The organism is Allopontixanthobacter sp., from assembly GCF_034376665.1.
Classification (GTDB): Bacteria; Pseudomonadota; Alphaproteobacteria; order Sphingomonadales; family Sphingomonadaceae; genus Allopontixanthobacter.
In genome coordinates, this window is record NZ_JAXMJI010000067.1 from 73,342 (window position 1) to 90,333 (window position 16,992).

General features: G+C 64.8%; 17 protein-coding genes and 1 tRNA gene. 13 read left to right on the forward strand and 5 right to left on the reverse strand.

From position 1 onward, the window contains the following. Positions 1 to 86 precede the first annotated feature (86 nt). A complete protein-coding gene (locus U0988_RS07335) occupies positions 87 to 1,889 on the reverse strand; it encodes a tetratricopeptide repeat-containing sulfotransferase family protein (protein WP_322291971.1) in 1,803 nt (600 codons plus the stop codon). 15 nt (positions 1,890 to 1,904) lie between these two features. Between U0988_RS07335 and U0988_RS07340 the strand changes: the two genes are divergently transcribed. Next, entirely contained in the window at positions 1,905 to 2,135 is a 231-nt protein-coding gene (locus U0988_RS07340) for a hypothetical protein (RefSeq protein WP_322291972.1), read from the forward strand. A gap of 26 nt (positions 2,136 to 2,161) precedes the next feature. Here the strand turns inward: U0988_RS07340 and U0988_RS07345 are convergent. Continuing rightward, a tRNA-Gln gene (locus tag U0988_RS07345) sits at positions 2,162 to 2,235 on the reverse strand. Positions 2,236 to 2,437: 202 nt separating this feature from the next. Here U0988_RS07345 and U0988_RS07350 point away from each other — a divergent pair. Together U0988_RS07350 and U0988_RS07355 are read left to right on the forward strand one after the other, a co-directional pair. Then, positions 2,438 to 3,625, forward strand: a complete 1,188-nt coding sequence (locus U0988_RS07350) for a Ppx/GppA phosphatase family protein (protein ID WP_322291973.1) — start codon at positions 2,438 to 2,440, stop codon at positions 3,623 to 3,625. After that, positions 3,622 to 4,287, forward strand: a complete 666-nt coding sequence (locus U0988_RS07355; RefSeq protein ID WP_322291974.1) for an RlmE family RNA methyltransferase — start codon at positions 3,622 to 3,624, stop codon at positions 4,285 to 4,287. The genes U0988_RS07350 and U0988_RS07355 overlap by 4 nt, the downstream gene beginning before the upstream one ends. A gap of 69 nt (positions 4,288 to 4,356) precedes the next feature. On the opposite strand, the gene U0988_RS07360 is transcribed toward U0988_RS07355, so the two are convergent. Next, positions 4,357 to 5,004 carry a cytochrome c family protein gene (locus U0988_RS07360; protein ID WP_322291975.1) on the reverse strand — a complete coding sequence of 216 codons (648 nt, stop codon included), beginning with the start codon at positions 5,002 to 5,004 and terminating at the stop codon, positions 4,357 to 4,359. A gap of 202 nt (positions 5,005 to 5,206) precedes the next feature. Between U0988_RS07360 and U0988_RS07365 the strand changes: the two genes are divergently transcribed. The 7 genes from U0988_RS07365 to U0988_RS07395 all read left to right on the forward strand — a co-directional run bounded on the left by U0988_RS07365 (position 5,207) and on the right by U0988_RS07395 (position 12,456). Next, positions 5,207 to 6,115 carry a prephenate dehydratase gene (locus U0988_RS07365; RefSeq protein WP_322291976.1) on the forward strand — a complete coding sequence of 303 codons (909 nt, stop codon included), beginning with the start codon at positions 5,207 to 5,209 and terminating at the stop codon, positions 6,113 to 6,115. 83 nt (positions 6,116 to 6,198) lie between these two features. Continuing rightward, positions 6,199 to 6,897 (forward strand): hypothetical protein, encoded by a 699-nt coding sequence (locus U0988_RS07370; protein WP_322291977.1) that lies wholly within the window; start codon positions 6,199 to 6,201, stop codon positions 6,895 to 6,897. After that, on the forward strand, positions 6,894 to 8,180 hold the full coding sequence (locus U0988_RS07375) for a DUF4350 domain-containing protein (protein ID WP_322291978.1): 1,287 nt from the start codon (positions 6,894 to 6,896) through the stop codon (positions 8,178 to 8,180). Before U0988_RS07370 ends, U0988_RS07375 begins: the two co-directional genes overlap by 4 nt. Positions 8,181 to 8,182: 2 nt before the next feature. After that, positions 8,183 to 9,139 carry an AAA family ATPase gene (locus U0988_RS07380; protein WP_416172375.1) on the forward strand — a complete coding sequence of 319 codons (957 nt, stop codon included), beginning with the start codon at positions 8,183 to 8,185 and terminating at the stop codon, positions 9,137 to 9,139. A gap of 10 nt (positions 9,140 to 9,149) precedes the next feature. Then, the gene (locus U0988_RS07385) at positions 9,150 to 10,478 is read left to right on the forward strand and encodes a DUF58 domain-containing protein (protein ID WP_322291980.1); all 1,329 of its coding nucleotides are present in this window, start codon (positions 9,150 to 9,152) and stop codon (positions 10,476 to 10,478) included. Beyond that, positions 10,475 to 11,539, forward strand: a complete 1,065-nt coding sequence (locus U0988_RS07390) for a stage II sporulation protein M (protein ID WP_322291981.1) — start codon at positions 10,475 to 10,477, stop codon at positions 11,537 to 11,539. Before U0988_RS07385 ends, U0988_RS07390 begins: the two co-directional genes overlap by 4 nt. After that, on the forward strand, positions 11,536 to 12,456 hold the full coding sequence (locus U0988_RS07395) for an RDD family protein (protein ID WP_322291982.1): 921 nt from the start codon (positions 11,536 to 11,538) through the stop codon (positions 12,454 to 12,456). Before U0988_RS07390 ends, U0988_RS07395 begins: the two co-directional genes overlap by 4 nt. 53 nt (positions 12,457 to 12,509) lie before the next feature. On the opposite strand, the gene U0988_RS07400 is transcribed toward U0988_RS07395, so the two are convergent. Then, positions 12,510 to 13,472: an isoaspartyl peptidase/L-asparaginase gene (locus U0988_RS07400; protein WP_322292019.1), complete on the reverse strand. Its 963-nt coding sequence runs from the start codon at positions 13,470 to 13,472 to the stop codon at positions 12,510 to 12,512. A 143-nt stretch (positions 13,473 to 13,615) separates the two neighbouring features. On the opposite strand from U0988_RS07400, the gene U0988_RS07405 reads away from it, so the two are divergent. Both U0988_RS07405 and U0988_RS07410 read left to right on the forward strand, forming a co-directional pair. Next, positions 13,616 to 14,131, forward strand: a complete 516-nt coding sequence (locus U0988_RS07405; protein ID WP_322291983.1) for a GNAT family N-acetyltransferase — start codon at positions 13,616 to 13,618, stop codon at positions 14,129 to 14,131. Positions 14,132 to 14,265: 134 nt separating this feature from the next. Further along, a complete protein-coding gene (locus U0988_RS07410; RefSeq protein WP_322291984.1) occupies positions 14,266 to 14,550 on the forward strand; it encodes a DUF2282 domain-containing protein in 285 nt (94 codons plus the stop codon). 79 nt (positions 14,551 to 14,629) lie between these two features. On the opposite strand, the gene U0988_RS07415 is transcribed toward U0988_RS07410, so the two are convergent. After that, positions 14,630 to 15,640: a zinc transporter ZntB gene (locus U0988_RS07415; RefSeq protein WP_322291985.1), complete on the reverse strand. Its 1,011-nt coding sequence runs from the start codon at positions 15,638 to 15,640 to the stop codon at positions 14,630 to 14,632. A gap of 174 nt (positions 15,641 to 15,814) precedes the next feature. Here U0988_RS07415 and ispG point away from each other — a divergent pair, with 174 nt between their 5' ends. After that, positions 15,815 to 16,951, forward strand: coding sequence for a flavodoxin-dependent (E)-4-hydroxy-3-methylbut-2-enyl-diphosphate synthase (gene ispG, locus U0988_RS07420; protein WP_322291986.1), 1,137 nt, complete (start codon positions 15,815 to 15,817; stop codon positions 16,949 to 16,951). The last annotated feature ends 41 nt before the right edge of the window (positions 16,952 to 16,992 follow it).

The following is a 16,992-nucleotide window of genomic DNA, read 5'->3' on the forward strand; positions in this document are numbered from 1 at the left end:
GTGAGTTGCTGTGCGTTGACCACGCAAATCGCGCGATGTGGATAAATCATTGCATATTTGCCACAATGACCTGAGTCGGTGCAGCCTTAGCGCGCGTAGGTCTCGACCAGATCGCCCAATGCCTCGCGCAGCGGTCCGAGCCATTGATCGTAGGGCTGCCATTGCCCGACACCGTCGCGGTTGATCGGCCGACGCACCTGCTCGGACGAAGCGGTGCGCACCGCCCGCGCATTGGTGTGAAAATCCATGCAGCTATCCTCGAAATCAAGGCCGAGATAGGTGAGCAGCGCACGCACTTCGGCTTCGGGATCGTCGAGCAGTCGCTCGTGAATCACGCGGTGGATGCGCCCCGGCAGGACCGCGTCATAATGGTCCATCGCCCGCACATAATCGCGGTAATAGCGCCCGATATGGTCGAGCGAATAGGAAAACCCCTGGCCCTTGGCGAAATGCTGGCGGAAATTGGAAAAGCAGCAATCGAGCGGGTGACGCCGCGCGTCGATGATCTTGGCATTGGGCAGGATCAGGTGGATGAACCCGGCATAGCTCCAGTTGTTGGGCAGCTTGTCGATGTAGAAGGGCTTGCCGGACTTGCGCTGCACGCGCGTGCGCTGGAGAAATTCCGCCCCCAGTTCGGCGAACCGTTCGCGCGGCATGTCGGCCACGGCATCGGGCCAGTCGCGCATGTCGCCGCCGGCTTTGCGCGCCTCGCGCATCGCGATCGCAGGAATATCGGGCAGCTCCATCGTCCCTTCGACCTGCGAATGGCTGGAGAGGATCTGTTCGAGCAGCGTCGATCCGGCGCGCGGCAGGCCCAGGATGAAGACCGGATCGGGCGAGGGATCGCCCACGCCACGGTGCTCATCAAGGAATTGCGGGGTGAACCGCGCGATCATCTGGTCAACCTGCCGCGTGATCGCATCGGGATCGTATTCGAGCTCTTCGCTGCGCAGCGCGTTGCCCGCGGCAAAGTGGCAGAAGCTCGGTTCGGCTTGCTTCAAGTCGCCGTATGCCTTGCCCAGCGCAAAGTGCAGGTGCAGCCGGTCATGGTGCGAAGGCTCGCCCTCCAGCGCCGCTTCCATCGCCGCCACGTCCTCGCCCGTGAAGTGCACGGTCTTGAGATTGGCGAGGCTCCACCAGACCTCGCCCAGATCGGCCTGCACCGCCAGCGCGCGGCGATAGGCCGTCACGCCTTCTTCCTGCCGCCCAACGGTCTTGAGCATATGGCCATAGCTCATCCACAGCTTGGCATGATCGGGGAAGGTTTCGACCAGCTCGGCATAGAGCGCCAACGCCTCGTCATAATCGCCGATCCGGCCCAGCGTTGCAGCCAGCAGATTGCGGTTGCCCGGATTGGCGGGATCGACCGCCAAGACTTCGTCGAGCACGCGCGCGGCCTCTTCATAACGGCTTTGCTTGTAAAGCACCGTCGCCAGATTGGCGCGCGCGGCCGCGAACGCGGGGGCCAGTTCGATCGCGCGGCGCAGCAGCGCTTCGGCGTCGGGCAGGCGGCCGATCCGGGCGGCCAGTTCGGCCATCAACCGGATCGCCGCCGCATCGGTGGGCTGGGCGCTGAGCCGCTCGCGCAGCAAGGCCTCGGCCTGACTGAGCTCGCCCTCTAGCATGGCGCCGGCGATGGCGATCATTTGCGGATCATAAGCGGTGGCGCGGATCGCAGCCATTTCGGCCTCGCCCGCTTCCTCCTCGCGCGCCAGTTTGCGTAAAGCCCGCCCCATCAGGCGCCAGGCGGGGGCATTGCGCGGTTCGCGCGCCACCGCGCCGCGCAGACGTTCCAGCGCAGCGGCTGGATCGCTCTCGATCAGCCGGGCAATCGGTACTGGCTGCCCATGCACCGCATGGCCGTGTGCGGATGAAGTTTCGACGTCCATGACCGGCTGCCTATCATGGCCGCCGGTGCAGTCAAATTCCCTTGGCAAATATCAGATCAGCCCGCGAGCCAGTTAAGGGTCGATCGGGGCGGCAGGTTCGTCCGTATCGAGCGCCATTTCGGCAAAGGCGCGGTTCTGCGACAGGAAGACCTTGCCATTGAGCTGCGCAAGAAAGTGCGGGCGCCCCAGCCGGTGATAGATCGCCTCAAGGTTTTCGAGGCCAGAAGCGTCGATCTGGTTGATTGAACCGCTTATAAACTTTCGAGAAAAACTGGATGCCCCGTGAGGATTCGAACCTCAATTGACGGAGTCAGAGTCCGTAGTCTTACCATTAGACGACGGGGCACCATGCGGCGATCTTGAAGCCGGCGCTGTACAGGCCGCAGATTCCTGTAAGCGGCCGTGCATCTAGTTTTGCCGGGCCGCGCCGTCAAGGCTGCTGTCGCGAGGTGATCACCTGATCTGCTTGCCCTTGGGCCAATCGCTCGCTAGCATCGCCGACAGGTCCCCGCGGAATTTCTGCGGGAGGAATAGAAAGTATACGTGCAATGGCGGATCACTCTCCGCCGGACAGTCATAATACGGCTGGCAGAAACGAGGGCGACAGGTCCGGTAAGGTAGCAGATTTTCGCTACAAGCGCCCCTCGCAGCCGCAACACAAAGCCAGGTCCGGCAGCGCTGGCAATTCAGCCGACGAACTGTGCGCGCCCGTCGCCCGGCGTCAGGCCTATGCCGCGCTGGATCTGGGCACCAACAACTGCCGCCTGCTGATCGCCCGCCCGTCGGGAGAAAACTTCACCGTGATCGACGCCGTCAGCCGGGTAGTCCGGCTGGGCGAAGGTCTGGCCAAATCGGGCGAATTGAGCGATGCGGCGATGGACCGCGCGCTGGGCGCATTGCAGGTCTGCGCGGACAAACTGCGCCGGCGCAACGTCCATCTCGCGCGCTCGGTTGCGACCGAGGCCTGCCGCCGGGCTTCCAACGGAATGAAATTCATCGAGCGCGTACGCGATGAAACGGGTATCGTGCTGGACATTATCACCGCAGAGGAAGAAGCCCGCCTCGCCGTGCTGGGGTGCCACATCCTGCTGGAAGGCGGCGAGGGCCCTGCGGTCATTTTCGACATCGGGGGCGGCTCGACCGAATTGATCCTGATCGAACCGGGCGGCCCCGTGCCCCGGATCCTCGACTGGCAAAGCGTACCTTGGGGCGTAGTTTCGCTGACCGATACGGTGGGTGAAGCCGCTGGCTCAGCGGCGAGCGACCGGATAGCGCGTTACGATGAAATGCGGCGGCTGGTGGCGGCGAGTTTTGCCGAATTTGCCCAGCGGATTGCCCCGCTGGCCGGTCCGAACGGCAGCATCCGCCTGCTGGGCACTAGCGGAACGGTGACCACCCTTGCCAGCCTGCATCTGGAACTGCCGCAGTACGACCGGCGCGCGGTCGACGGGCTGATCGTTCCGGCGGCCTCTATGCGGGATATCAGCACACGTCTGTCCCGCATCACGCCCGACGAGCTGCGCAACCTGCCGTGCATCGGCAGCGACCGCGCGGATCTGGTCGTGGCGGGCTGCGCAATCCTCGAATCGATTCTCGACATCTGGCCGGCGAAGCAATTGGGCGTGGCCGACCGCGGCATCCGCGAGGGCATTCTGCGCAGCCTGATGGCCGCCGATGTCGAGGGCGAGAAGAGCCGCACCGCCGTGCTCAATTCCCGCACGGGCGGCGGCGCGTGAGCCGGTCCGGCCGCGATCCGTCCAAACGGGTGAAGACCGCGAAAGGCCGCACCGCGTCCAGTGTCCGGTGGCTGGAACGCCAGCTGAACGATCCCTATGTCAAACAGGCCAAGGCGGACGGATACCGCAGCCGGGCCGCGTACAAGCTGATCGAACTGGACGAGAAATTCTCGCTGCTGCGCGGCGCGAAGCGGGTCATCGATCTGGGCATCGCGCCCGGCGGTTGGAGCCAGGTCGTGCGCAAGGTCAGCCCCAAGGCCGCGATCGTCGGTATCGATCTGCTGCCCACCGAGCCGCTCGAAGGGGTGACGATTTTCGAGATGGATTTCATGGCGCAGGACGCCCCGGCCGCGCTGGAACAGGCGCTGGACGGACCGCCCGACCTGGTCCTGTCCGACATGGCGGCCAACACCGTCGGCCACAAGCAGACCGATCACTTGCGAACCATGGGACTGGTCGAAGCCGGGGCGTGGTTTGCGGTCGAAAACCTCGCGCCCGGCGGCGCGTTCGTGGCCAAGGTGCTGGCAGGGGGAACCGATACGGAGCTGCTCACCTTGCTCAAGCGGCACTTCACCACCGTCAAGCACGCCAAGCCGCCTGCCAGCCGCAAGGGATCGTCCGAATGGTATGTCGTGGCGCAGGGGTTCAAGGGCCAGCAGTAAGGACCCAACGAAAAAGGGCCCCGCAATCGCAGGGCCCCTATTTCGAATGGAAAACGGTTTCAGCCGGCGTCAGGTAACCGGTACCGGCGCTGCAACGGCCCCGGCTTCTTCAGCGCCGAGGGGTTCTGTAGCAGGAACCGCGCCATCCAGCGGCGCATCTTCAGCGGCAGCTTCGGCGGCCGGTGCTTCGGGTGTCGGCAATTCCGGACCACCGCCATTTTCACGCATATAGAGAATGACATTGGCGCGGTCTTCCGGGCTGCTCAGACCGGCGAAGCTCATCTTCGTACCTTCGGCAAAGCCGCGCGGGCTCTTGAGCCAGGCGTCGAGCGCGGCATAATCCCAGTTGCCGCCATGGCTCTTGAGTGCATCGCTATAGGCGAAACCCGGGGCGTGCTGGCCGATGGGAGTGCCCACCACGCCATACAAATTGGGCCCGATGCCCGCGGCACCGCCTTGTTCGACAGTATGGCACGCGGTGCATTTGGCGAACACTTTTGCCCCGGCTGCCGCATCGCCGGCAGCCAGCAAGGTGGCCAGCGAGGGCCCTGCCTCTTCGCCGCCTTCTTCCGCAGCGCCCTGGATAAAGTAGCCGCCTTCTTCCGGAGCTTCCGCCCGGTCGGCATGATACAAGCGCGCACCGACCGCGCTCAGTCCCAGGGCAATGATCCCGGCGAAAAGTACCCATCCGGCGGTAGTGTTCAAGCGATCGTCCATGCGTCAAAAATCCGACATCTTTGCTGGTGAAGAGATTGGCGGTCGCTTTAAGGGCAGGCGGGCGATACTGCAAGCGCGCCGATTGCGACCGGGCCATTGCAATAGAGAGCGTATTCTTCGGCGGCCTTGAATGTGCCGGCGCCCCCCGCATTGCCTTTTGTACATTGCAGTGCGCGATTTGCACGGTTAGGCGCTGCGGACGATGCAAAGTTTTCCCTCTCCCGCGCTCGCCATGGTCGAAAAGATGCAGGCCGCCGCTGCCGCCGCACCGCTGCAGGCCGCGGCGTTTCAGGGGTCGCCGGGCGCCAATTCGCACCGCGCCGCGGGTGAGGCGATGCCGGAAAGCCTGCCGCTGCCGTGTTTCAGTTTCGAAGATGCGCTGGACGCGGTGAAAGACGGCCGCGCCGCCAGCGCGATCATCCCGATCGAAAACAGCCAGAACGGCCGGGTCGCCGATATCCATTTCCTGCTGCCGGAAAGCGGTCTGGCGATCGTGGGTGAACATTTCATGCCGATTTCGCACGCGCTGATGGCGCTGCCCCATGCCGACGGATCGCTCGGACCTTTCGAGGCCGCCTACAGCCATCCGCAGGCGCTCGGCCAGTCGCGCCATTTCCTGCGGGAACGCGGAATCGTGCCGCTGAGCCATGCCGACACTGCAGGGGCCGCCGCCTATGTGGCGGAACGCGGCGATCCTGCGATTGCCGCGATCGCTCCGGTTCTTGCGGCGGATCTCTACGGCCTCACCATCGCCGAGAGCCGGGTCGAAGACGCGCATGACAACATGACCCGATTCGTCATTCTGGCCCGCGAGCCGCTCGATCCGGCATCGCTGTCGGGCGAAACCGCGATGACGACCTTCGTGTTCGAGGTGAAGAACATTCCCGCCGCCCTGTACAAGGCGATGGGCGGGTTCGCGACCAACGGTGTCAACATGACCAAGCTGGAAAGCTACCAGAAGGGCGCGAGCTTTGCCGCAACCACCTTCTATGCCGACATCATCGGCGCGCCGGGCGATCCAGCCGTGGACCGGGCGCTGGAAGAACTGGCGTTTCACTGCAAGGAAATGCGCGTGCTCGGCAGCTACCGCCAGGCCCGCCCGCGAGGATAGTTTCCGGCGCGGCTCGAGCCAAAGACGGGATTAATCAATCCCATGGCTTGCTCCCCGCACCGCGCTCTGCCACCACCACCGCCGTGACTGTGAACACGGGGCAAATCGACGCGGGCGGCAATTCGGATGCCGGACAGGGCTGGCAGGCCGTCCGGTCCGACACGTCGATTCAATACGCGCCGGTCGAGCCGCCCGAGACGCCCGAGACGCCGCGCTGGCTGCAGGACATCGGCCGCTGGCTGGAGGAAATGTTCGCGCCGCTGGGCCGGATGCTCGGCGATGCCTGGCCGGTCCTGAAATGGGTGCTCCTGGCGCTGGCCATCGCGGCGCTGCTGTATCTGCTGTACCAGCTGATCGCGCCGCTGATCGAGCGCCGGGAGGACAGCGGAGCAGAGGAGGAGGATGCGTGGGTGCCGCGCCGCGAAGACGCGCTGGCCCTGCTGGAGGATGCGGACCGGCTGGCAGCGGAGGGCCGGTTCGACGAAGCCACGCATCTGCTGCTGCAGCGCAGTGTCGGGCACATCGCCGCTGCCCGGCCGAACTGGATCGAACCGTCCTCCACCGCGCGGGAGATCGCCGCGCTGCCGGCCCTGCCCGATGCCGCGCGCGGAGCCTTTTCCGCGATATCTACTCGCGTCGAACGCAGCCTGTTCGCCTTGCGCAAGCTCGACGCGCTGGACTGGCAAGCCGCGCGCGAAGCCTATAGCGAGTTCGCACTCGCCAATCTGTCCGCCCGTGCGCTGGCGCGTAACGGCGGCGGGACAGCGGTCCACGCGGAATGAGTGCCCTGCCAGCCAGTCCGTTCAACCCCAAGGTGATGCTCGCGCTGGTGCTGTTCGGCGCGCTCGCCTTCTTCGCCACGCTGTATTTCATCGGCACAGGACAGACCGGGGGTGGTAACGACGGCGGCGGTCATGCGGTGGGCCGGGGCCTCAACGGCTTTGCCGCGCTTGCCGAATTGCTGGAGGATGACGGTTACGAAATCACTCTGTCACGCAGCCCCGGTGCGCTGACCGGAGAATCGCTGCTGATCCTCACCCCGCCCGCCTTCATGGAGGCCGGGGATCTGGCCGACGTGATCGAGGATCGACGCCTCGCCGGACCCACGTTGGTAATTCTGCCGAAATGGAACGTCGCGGAAATTCCCGATGAATGGGATGTCGAAAAAGACACCGGCTGGGTGCTGCTGAGCGGCGCGAGCGAGCCCTATTGGCTGGAGGAGCTGCAAGGCGATCTCGCGATGGAAGGCACCGTCAAGCAATTGCCGCAAAGCGGCATGCAATGGCGCGGGCTGGGAATGAACGGAAATCTGCCGGATGCGCAAAGCCTGTCGATATCCGGCGAGCGGATCAGGCCGCTGATACGTGATTCCCTTGGCAAAACGCTGGCCGGATATCTCGATGACGGCGGCTACTACCCCGATATGGCCGACGCCGCCGGGATTGCGCCAACGGAAAGCGACGACGAGGCTATCCTCGAAAAATGGGGTGTCGTGTTCGTGGCTGAACCGGACCTGCTCAACAATTACGGCATGGCCGATGCCCGCCGGGCGGAACTGGCCCGCGAAATCGTTGCCCTGACCATGGAATATGGCGAGCTGCCGATCACCTTCGATCTGACGCAGAGCGGACTCGGCGGCACTCAGAACCTGCTGACGCTGGCGATGAAGCCGCCGTTTCTCGCGGCGACCCTGTGCCTGTTGATCGCGATGCTGGTGGTCGGATGGCGCGCCTTCCGCCGGTTCGGCCCGCCCGCCAGCGAAGGGCGCGCGATCGCCTTTGGAAAACGCCAACTGGTCGCCAACAGCGCCGGTCTGATCCAGCGCACGCGGCGGATGCATCTGCTGACGGCCCCCTATGCCGAGATGATGCGTATCCGGATTGCCGCCGCGCTCGGCCTGCACCGGGCGGACGATAGCCAGATAGATGCCGCGCTGCACCGCCGCCTGCCCGATGAACCTCCTGTCGGCCACACTCTCGGCCACTTGCGCAAGGCCCGCACCCCGCATGACGTTCTGCGCGCGGCCAATGCGCTCCGGTCCCTCGAAAGGAAGCTTTCCCGATGAATATGACACTGGACGATGTCCGCAACCTCGCAGCGGCGATCCGGGGCGAAGTGGCCAAGGCCATCGTCGGCCAGAATGAAACGGTCGATCATTTGTTGGTCGCGCTGTTTTCGCAGGGCCATGTCCTGCTCGAAGGCCCTCCCGGAACCGCAAAGACTTTCCTCGCGCAAAGTTTTGCCGCCGCACTGGGTCTTGATTTCGGGCGCATCCAGTTCACCCCGGATTTGCTGCCAGGCGATATTCTGGGCTCCAATCTGTTCAACTTCCAGACCAGCCAGTTCACCCTGACGCGCGGGCCGATTTTCTGCGAGCTGCTGCTGGCGGACGAGATCAACCGCACGCCGCCCAAGACGCAGGCCGCCCTGCTCGAAGCGATGCAGGAACGCCGGGTCACGCTGGATGGGGAAAGCCATAGCCTGTCGGACCAGTTCCTGGTGGTCGCGACCCAGAACCCGATCGAGAACCAGGGGGTCTATCCCCTGCCCGAAGCGCAGCTCGACCGGTTCCTGTTCAAGCTGCTGGTGTCCTATCCCAGCGAAGCCGAGGAAGCCGAAATCGTGACCCGCTACGGCGATCGGCAGGGCCCGCGCAGCCCTGCGGCCCTGGGCGTCACCGCTGTTACGGACGGGGCGATGCTGAGCGCGGCGAGTGCTGCGGTCGGCACCGTCACCATGGCGCGGGAAGTGACCGATTACGTCGTTCGGCTGGTGCGCGCCACGCGGGAAAATCCCGACCTGTCGATCGGCGCAAGCCCGCGCGCCGCCGTGGTGTTGGCAGGGGCGGCCCGCGCCCGCGCCGCGCTGGAAGGACGCGATTATACCATTCCTGATGACGTAAAGGCGCTGTCCACCGCCGTGTTGCGGCACCGCCTGACACTCAGCCCGGCGGCGGAAATCGAGGGGCGCGACATGGAAGCGCTGGTGGCCGAGCTGGTCGAAGCCACGGAAGCCCCGCGCTAGGCCTCGCTGCATGGCGCTGTCGATCCTCCCCACTGCCCGCGCCGCCTGGCTGACGGCCCTGGCCGCGCCGCTCGCGATCGTGATCGCGGCCGCCGCGCCGAGCGCATGGGTCCTCGCCCCGGCAGCGGGTGCGGCCCTGCTGGTGCTGGTGCTGCTGGACGGGCTGGTGGCCGGGCGGATGACCGACTGGAAGCTCGATGTTCCGGCAGACGCCGAAGTCGGCGAACCGCTGACCATCCGGGTGCTCGCGGAATTCGCCGGACGCGCCAGCAATTCGTCGCCGGAGGTGGCGCTGGAATTCGATCCCCGGCTCGGCCCGGCAGGCACCGCGACCCTGCCGCTCGATTTCGAAGCGGAAACAGCCAGCTGGCAGGGGAGCGCAATCCTGTCGCCCAATCGCCGCGGTACCGCCCGGATCGGCAAGCTGTGGTTTCGCTGGGCCGGACCGCTGGGCTTGGGCGCGCGGCAGGTACAGCGTGATGTGGACGAACAAATCCGCATCTGGCCCGATCTTGCCCCCGTCCGTTCGCCCGAATTGCAAAATTATTTGCGCGATGCCCAGTTCGGGCTGATTGCCCGGCGGATACGCGGCGAAGGCACCCAGTTCGAAGCGCTCAGCGAATACGAACCCGGCATGGACCGCCGCCGGATCGACTGGAAGGCCAGCGCGCGCCACACCCGGCTGTACGCGCGAGAGAACGAAAGCGAGCGCAACAACCAGATCGTGTTCGCTTTCGACTGCGGCCAGGCGATGTGCGAACCGGTCGACGGCCTTCCTCGGATCGACCGTGCGGTAACTGCAGCGCTGACTGCGTCCTATGTCGCGCTGAAAGGCGGCGACCGGGTGGCGCTGTTCGGCTTTGCCCGGCGGCCCGAAGTGTTCACCCCGTTCGTGGCGGACAGCCGTGCCTTCGCCCGATTGCAGAGCGCAGCGGCTGGCCTCGATTATCACGCCGAAGAACCCAATTTCACCCTCGCCCTCGCCACTTTGACGGAGCGGCTGAAGCGCCGGTCTCTGGTGATCCTGTTTTCCGATTTCACCGACCCCACGGCGGCGGAAATGATGATCGAAAGCGTCGGTCGGCTGGTCAAAAAGCATCTTGTCCTGTTCGTGACGATCGAGGATTCCGAAATCGCCGCACTTACCGCCGCCGAGCCCGCCACCCTGAACGATCTGGCGATGGCCGTAAGCGCCGACACGCTGGCGCGTCAGCGGGCGCTGGTGCTGCAGCGGCTGCGGCAGATGGGCGTGGACATCATCGAAGCCCCATGGGACCGGATCGGTTATCGCCTGATCGACCGCTATCTAAACATCAAGCGATCGGGAGCCATCGGATGAAAGCGCCCGCTATCCGCAGCTGGTTCGGGAAGAAAACGGTCGATGCGCCGCCTGCGATCGAAGCTGCAGCGCTGCGTTCCGACCGCTTCCGGCTGGAGCGCGAGGGCGACTGGACCCGGCTCGAAAGCATCCTCAAGCGAATGGAAAGCGGGCGGCTGCGCGGATTGCCGGACGAGGATGTGCTGGCCCTGCCGGTGCTTTACCGCACCGCCGCATCCAGCCTCGCGGTGGCGCGCGAGACATCGCTCGACAAGGCGACGCTGGCCTATCTGGAATCGCTGGTCCAGCGCGCCTGGTTCCAGGTTTATGGTCCCCGCCAAGGCTTCTTCGGCTGGCTTCGCGGTTTCCTTGGCGGCGGCCTGAGCCGGTCGGTCCGGGAAATCTGGCTCGACATCTGCATCGCGCTGGCAGCGATGATCGCGGGCACCCTCACCGGCTATCTGCTCGTGTCGCGTGATCAGGAATGGTATTACCGGCTGGTCCCGAGCCAGTTCATGGATAGCCGCGTTCCCGGTGCCAGCCGTGAAGCGTTGGTGGAGACACTGGCGATCGAGGATAGCGCGGCGGGCCTGAGCACTTTTGCGGCATCGCTGTTCAGCAACAATGCGGGGGTCTGCATCCTCGCCTTCGCCCTCGGGTTCGCCTTCGGTGTACCCTCGCTGATGCTGCTGGTGCACAACATGGCCGTGCTCGGGGCGATGTGGTGGCTCTATTCCGAGGCGGGCCTGAGCTATGAGTTCGGCGCGTGGCTGAGCGTGCACGGCACGACCGAGTTCTCGGCGATCCTGCTGGCGGGCGCAGCAGGGATCCACATCGGTCGTTCGATGGCGTTTCCGGGCGCGCGCTCAATCATGACCGCAGCGGCGCAGAGCGGTCGGCGCGCTGCGCAGGTCATGACCGGCGTGGTGCTGATGCTGATCCTGGCCGCCGTGCTGGAGGCATTCCCGCGCCAATTGCTCGGCACCGACGAACGGCTGGCGATTGGCATGACGATGCTGGCGCTGTGGCTGGGGTATTTCTTCGCGTTCCGCCGCAAGCCCGTCACGGACCAAGCGGCATGAACCGAGCCCTATCCACCCCGTATGAAGCCGCGAGTGAAAAACGCCGCCGGATCGTGGTGACGCCGGAAGGGATCGCCCTGCCTTTCATCGTCGGCGCGCGGTCGGCGCGGGCGGGTGCGCTGATCATCGATTATCTGATTATCATCGTGACCGTGATCGTGGTCAGCCTGCTGCTCGCCTGGACGTTCAGCGGCCTGATCAATCAAATGGACGAGGCCCAGAACCGTGGCGGCGCGGCGGAGTTCATTTTCATCGCCTACATCATTTTCCTGTTCCTCGCCCGTTACGGCTATTTCCTCAGCTTCGAGATGGGGCCGCGCGGGGCCACCCCGGGCAAGCGGCTGGTCGGCCTCAGAGTCGCCGCGCGCGATGGCGGGCGGCTGACTGCGGAGGCGGTGATTGCCCGCAATCTGCTGCGCGACATCGAGATTTTCCTGCCGCTGGTGTTTGTCCTGACTGCCCCTAGCGGCGAGGGCGGTCCGGCGGGGATTGCCGCGATGGTGTGGTTCCTGGTGTTCATGCTGTTCGCGGTGTTCAACCGCGATGCGATGCGGGCGGGCGACCTGGTGGCGGGAACCTGGGTGGTCGAAGCGCCGCGCCGGGCCCTCGCCGCAGCCCTGTCCACCGAAGGCGCCGCCCGAATGGGGTCAAGCGCGATCACCGGCGCCGAGTACAAATTCGGCGACGAGGAACTGGCGGTTTACGGCGAATATGAATTGCAGACGCTGGAAAGGGTGCTGCGCGAAGGCAAACCCGAGGCCATTCAGGCGGTGGCCGAAACTATCTGCCGCAAGATCGGCTGGAATCCCGGCGCTGGCGACGAGCGCGCGTTCCTCGAAGCGTTCTACGCCCAATTGCGCGCCCGGCTGGAAGGGGGCATGCGCTTCGGCAGGCGGAAAGCGGACAAGTTTTCCTGATCGGTAATTTTTCTGATCGAGGGATGGCGATGGTCGGCGCCGGGCCGCGCAGATCAATCCCTGAAAATGGCGACTTCGTTCAGTCCGTTGCTGTCCGCCCGGCCGCGGTACATTCCGGCCGTGTTGAACGAAAACACCGCTTCGCCCTCGGGGGTGACGAGGATCACGCCGCCATCGCCGCCCAGTTCCTTGACCTCGGCCATGACTGCGTCGGCAGCGCTTTGCGCGGCCTCCCCGGCGATCCGCATCCGGGCACAGATTTCATGCGCCACGCCCACGCGGATGAAATACTCGCCTGCCCCGGTGGCGGAAACGGCGCACACCCGGTCATCGGCATAGGTGCCCGCGCCAATTATCGGCGCATCCCCGATCCGGCCCCAGCGTTTGCCGGTCAACCCGCCAGTAGAGGTGCCAGCGGCGAGATGCCCCTGGCTGTCCAGCGCCACCGCGCCGACGGTCCCGAACTTGTGATCGACGTCCATGGCAGAAAGTTGCTCCGCCTTCAGCCGCTCCAGCGCCTCCCGCCGGGCCTCGGTCGCGAACCATTCGGGCGGCATTGTCTCCAGACCCTTGTCGCCGGCGAATTCCTCCGCTCCCGCTCCGCTCAGAAATACGTGCCGCCCATCTTGCCGGACCGCGTCGGCCAGCACGATCGGGTTCCGCACGCTGGTAACACCGGTAACCGCACCGGCGGACCTGTCGCGCCCGTCCATAATGGCGGCATCCAGTTCGTTGGCACCTTCCCAGGTAAACACCGCGCCTCGCCCGGCGTTGAATTTGGGATCGTCCTCCAAAATGACGATCGCGGCGCGCACCGCTTCCAACGCGCTGCCACCGCCATCAAGCACCGCGCTGCCGGCATCGAGCGCGGCCTGGAGTGCAGCTTTGTAGTCCGCCTGCTGCTGCTCCGTCATCCGGTCCGGGTCCATCGTTCCCGCCCCGCCGTGAATCGCAAAGGTCCAGCCCGGCGATGTGCCGGTGCTTTCCTGCGCCAGAGCTGACGCGGGGATGATCATGGCGGCGATCAGGGCGAAGCGGGTCAGGGTGCGGTTCATGCCGCTGTAGCTAACACACAATTTCGCCGCGCAAAGCCCCAATCGTCCTGGCGCAGCGATGGGCCTTCAATCGCAGGGATAATGGCTGTAGAGCGCGCGGGACCATGATTCTGCGCCCCGCCTCGCCCGACGACGTTGCCGCGCTGGCGGCACTTGGCCGGACCAGTTTCTGCGCCGCGTTCGAAGATCTGTACCAGCCCGACGATCTGGCGGTATTCCTCGAGCAAGCCTATTCCGAACCCGCCGTGGAGGCTGAAATTGCCGCACCGGAATATATCCACCGGCTGGCGGAGGATGCGGGCGGGCTCATCGGATATTGCAAGCTCCGCTATCCCAGCGCGTATGCCGGGTATTCCGATGCGAAAAACCCGATCGCGCTCGGCCAATTGTACACTGCCCCGGGCAGGACCGGATCAGGGATTGGCGCGGCGCTGATGGATTGGGCGCTTGCCGAAGCCCGCGAGCGCGGCTGCGACGCGATTCAACTGTCCGTCTACAGCGAAAACTTTGGCGGCCAGCGGTTCTACCACCGCTACGGATTTTCCAAGATCGCCGACATCGGATTCTGGGTCGGGAAGCAGCGCGACGCGGAGTTTCTCTATGAGCTGCGGCTGGATTGAAGCGGATTACCGAAGCGTTGTAACCTTTGGAAAAAACCTCCCGAACACCCAAGCAGTCCCGGTGGGAACGCCGGAACTGCACCGGCCGGACCGAGCGGTCGGTGCCCCTGAACCTCAACCGCTGGAGAAAGACCATGAACACGAAATCCATCAGCCGCTTTGCCGGTATCGCCCTGGCCGCCGGGATTGCCGCCGGCATGGCGACAACCCCGGTAGCTGCGCAGAAAGCAGACAAGGAAAAATGCTACGGCGTCGCCAAGGCAGGCAAGAACGATTGCGCCGCAGGACCGGGCACGAGCTGCGCCGGAACCTCGACCACCGATTATCAGGGCAACGCCTGGAAGCTGGTCGACAAGGGAACCTGCACCAAGATCGAAACGCCCAAGGGCAAGGGTTCGCTGAAGCCGATCAAACGCTGATCCCGTGATTGCGGGCCGGGGAACGCGTGGGTGCAAACGCGTTGCTACCATAATCATGCACCCGGCCTGCAACCCGGCCCTATAACCACTTCCACTTCCAGAACAGAAACAGCTGCACCGCGAAAACGCCGAGGCACAGCCCGACCACGATCCAGAACGCGTGGTCGCTCGCGACCCCCGGCATACCCCCGACATTGATCCCGAGCAGGCCGGTGACGAAGCTCAGCGGCAGGAAAACCGCCGCGACAATTGTCAGCAGGTAGTTCGTCCGGTTCGACCGCGCGAGTGCCCGGGCGCGCAATTCGTCCTGCATCACCATCGCGCTTTCCTTGCTGATGTTGATATCGTCGAGATAGCGCCGCAGGCGTTCGATCGTTTCGGTAATTTCGCGCCGGTCATGCTCCTCGAACCATTCGGGCGCATCGCGGGCAATCGATTCGAGCGCTTCGTGCTGCGGGCCCATGTGGCGCTGCAGCCCAAGGCAATTGCGGCGGATAATGGCGATTTCTTCCAGCACCCGCTCCGCAGTGTCGCCGCCGTCGGCTTCTTCCAGCGCATCGATGTGGTCGTTCATGTCGACGATCGACCGGTTCATCCGCATGATCATATGTTCGATGAGCGATGTAACCAACGCACCCGCATCACCGGGTCCGGTCCCCCCATCGATCAGTGCCAGCGTATCGCGGGGCGTCTGCAGCGGGTTACGGCGCAGGCTGATCACCCGCTTGCCATCCGACCACAGCTGCATGGACACCATGTCCTCCGGCTGGGCACCGGGATTGGAGTTGATCCCCCGCAAGGTCGCAACCAGCGTGTCCCCTTCGCGAAAGGCGCGCGGCCGGGTGTCGTGACTGACCAGCAGTTCCGCGGTCGTGCGGGGAATGGCGAGTTCGCTCTGCAGCAATTCGCTAACCCCCGGGCGGGTGCGATCGAGATGCACCCACAGGACCTCGCCCGGTGCCCCCGGCTTCCAATCGAGCGCCTCGGTCCAGTCGATCGGCCGTCCCCCGCCCTTCCCGTCCAGCACCCTGCCGAACAGCAAGGGGGTGGGACCATCTCCGTCGTCAGTCAGGAATACACTTTCAGGCATGGGGCCTTGTCGCGGATTACCGTCTCCCAGACAATGCCGATTTGTGCTGGGCCGATTTGTGCTGGGCCGATTTGGGCTGGGCCGATTTCCACCGGTCGTTTGCCGGGTTCGGAGCGAAAGGCGGGCCGCGAACTTGGTCTTTCACCTGAAACCCGTTCACTCTATAAGGCGCACATGTCATCCATCAGACCATGGCGCGATATCGAACGCCGCAAGAGCCGCCAGATCATGGTGGGCAATACCCCCGTTGGCGGCGATGCGCCGATCACGGTGCAGACCATGACCAACACGCTGACCTCCGACGCGGCGGCCACCATCGAGCAGATTCGCCGCTGCGAAGATGCCGGGGCTGACATCGTCCGGGTGTCCTGTCCCGACGTCGAAAGCACCGCTGCGCTGGGCCGGATCGTCAAGGCGGCGCGGATTCCGATCGTGGCGGATATCCATTTCCATTACAAACGCGCTCTGGAGGCTGCCGATGCCGGCGCCGCCTGCCTGCGGATCAATCCGGGCAATATCGGTTCGAGCGAGCGGGTGGCCGAAGTGGTCCGCGCAGCCAAGGCCAATGGCTGCGCCATCCGCATCGGGGTCAACGCCGGCAGCCTGGAGAAGGACCTGCTCGAAAAATACGGCGAGCCCTGCCCCGAAGCACTGGTGGAAAGCGCGCTCGACCATATCAAACTGCTGCAGGATCACGATTTCCACGAATACAAGGTCGCCGTGAAAGCCAGCGACGTGTTTCTGGCAGTCGCGGCCTATCAGCAGCTGGCCGACGCGGTCGATTGCCCGCTGCATCTGGGCATTACCGAGGCCGGCGGACTGATCGGCGGGACGGTCAAATCCTCCATCGGCATGGGCAATCTGCTGTGGGCCGGGATCGGCGACACGATCCGGGTCTCGCTGTCCGCCGAACCGGAGGAAGAAGTCCGCGTCGGCTTCGAAATGCTGAAGGCGCTGGGCCTCAGGACCCGCGGTGTGCGGGTGGTTTCCTGCCCGTCCTGCGCGCGGCAGGGGTTCGACGTGATCCGCACGGTGCAGGCGCTCGAAGAACGGCTGCAGCATATCAAGACGCCGCTTTCGCTGTCGGTACTCGGTTGCGTGGTCAACGGCCCGGGCGAAGCGCGCGAAACCGACATCGGCATCACCGGCGGCGGAAACGGCAAGCACATGGTTTATCTGTCGGGGGTAACCGACCATCATGTGCAGTCCAGTCTGATGCTCGATCACATCGTCGAACTGGTCGAGGCCAAGGCAGCGGAAATCGAAGCCGGGATGACCGACGCCGGCAATCTGACCGAGGCCGCCGAGTAATCCGGCACAAAACAACCCCCGAAAACCATAATACCAAGAGG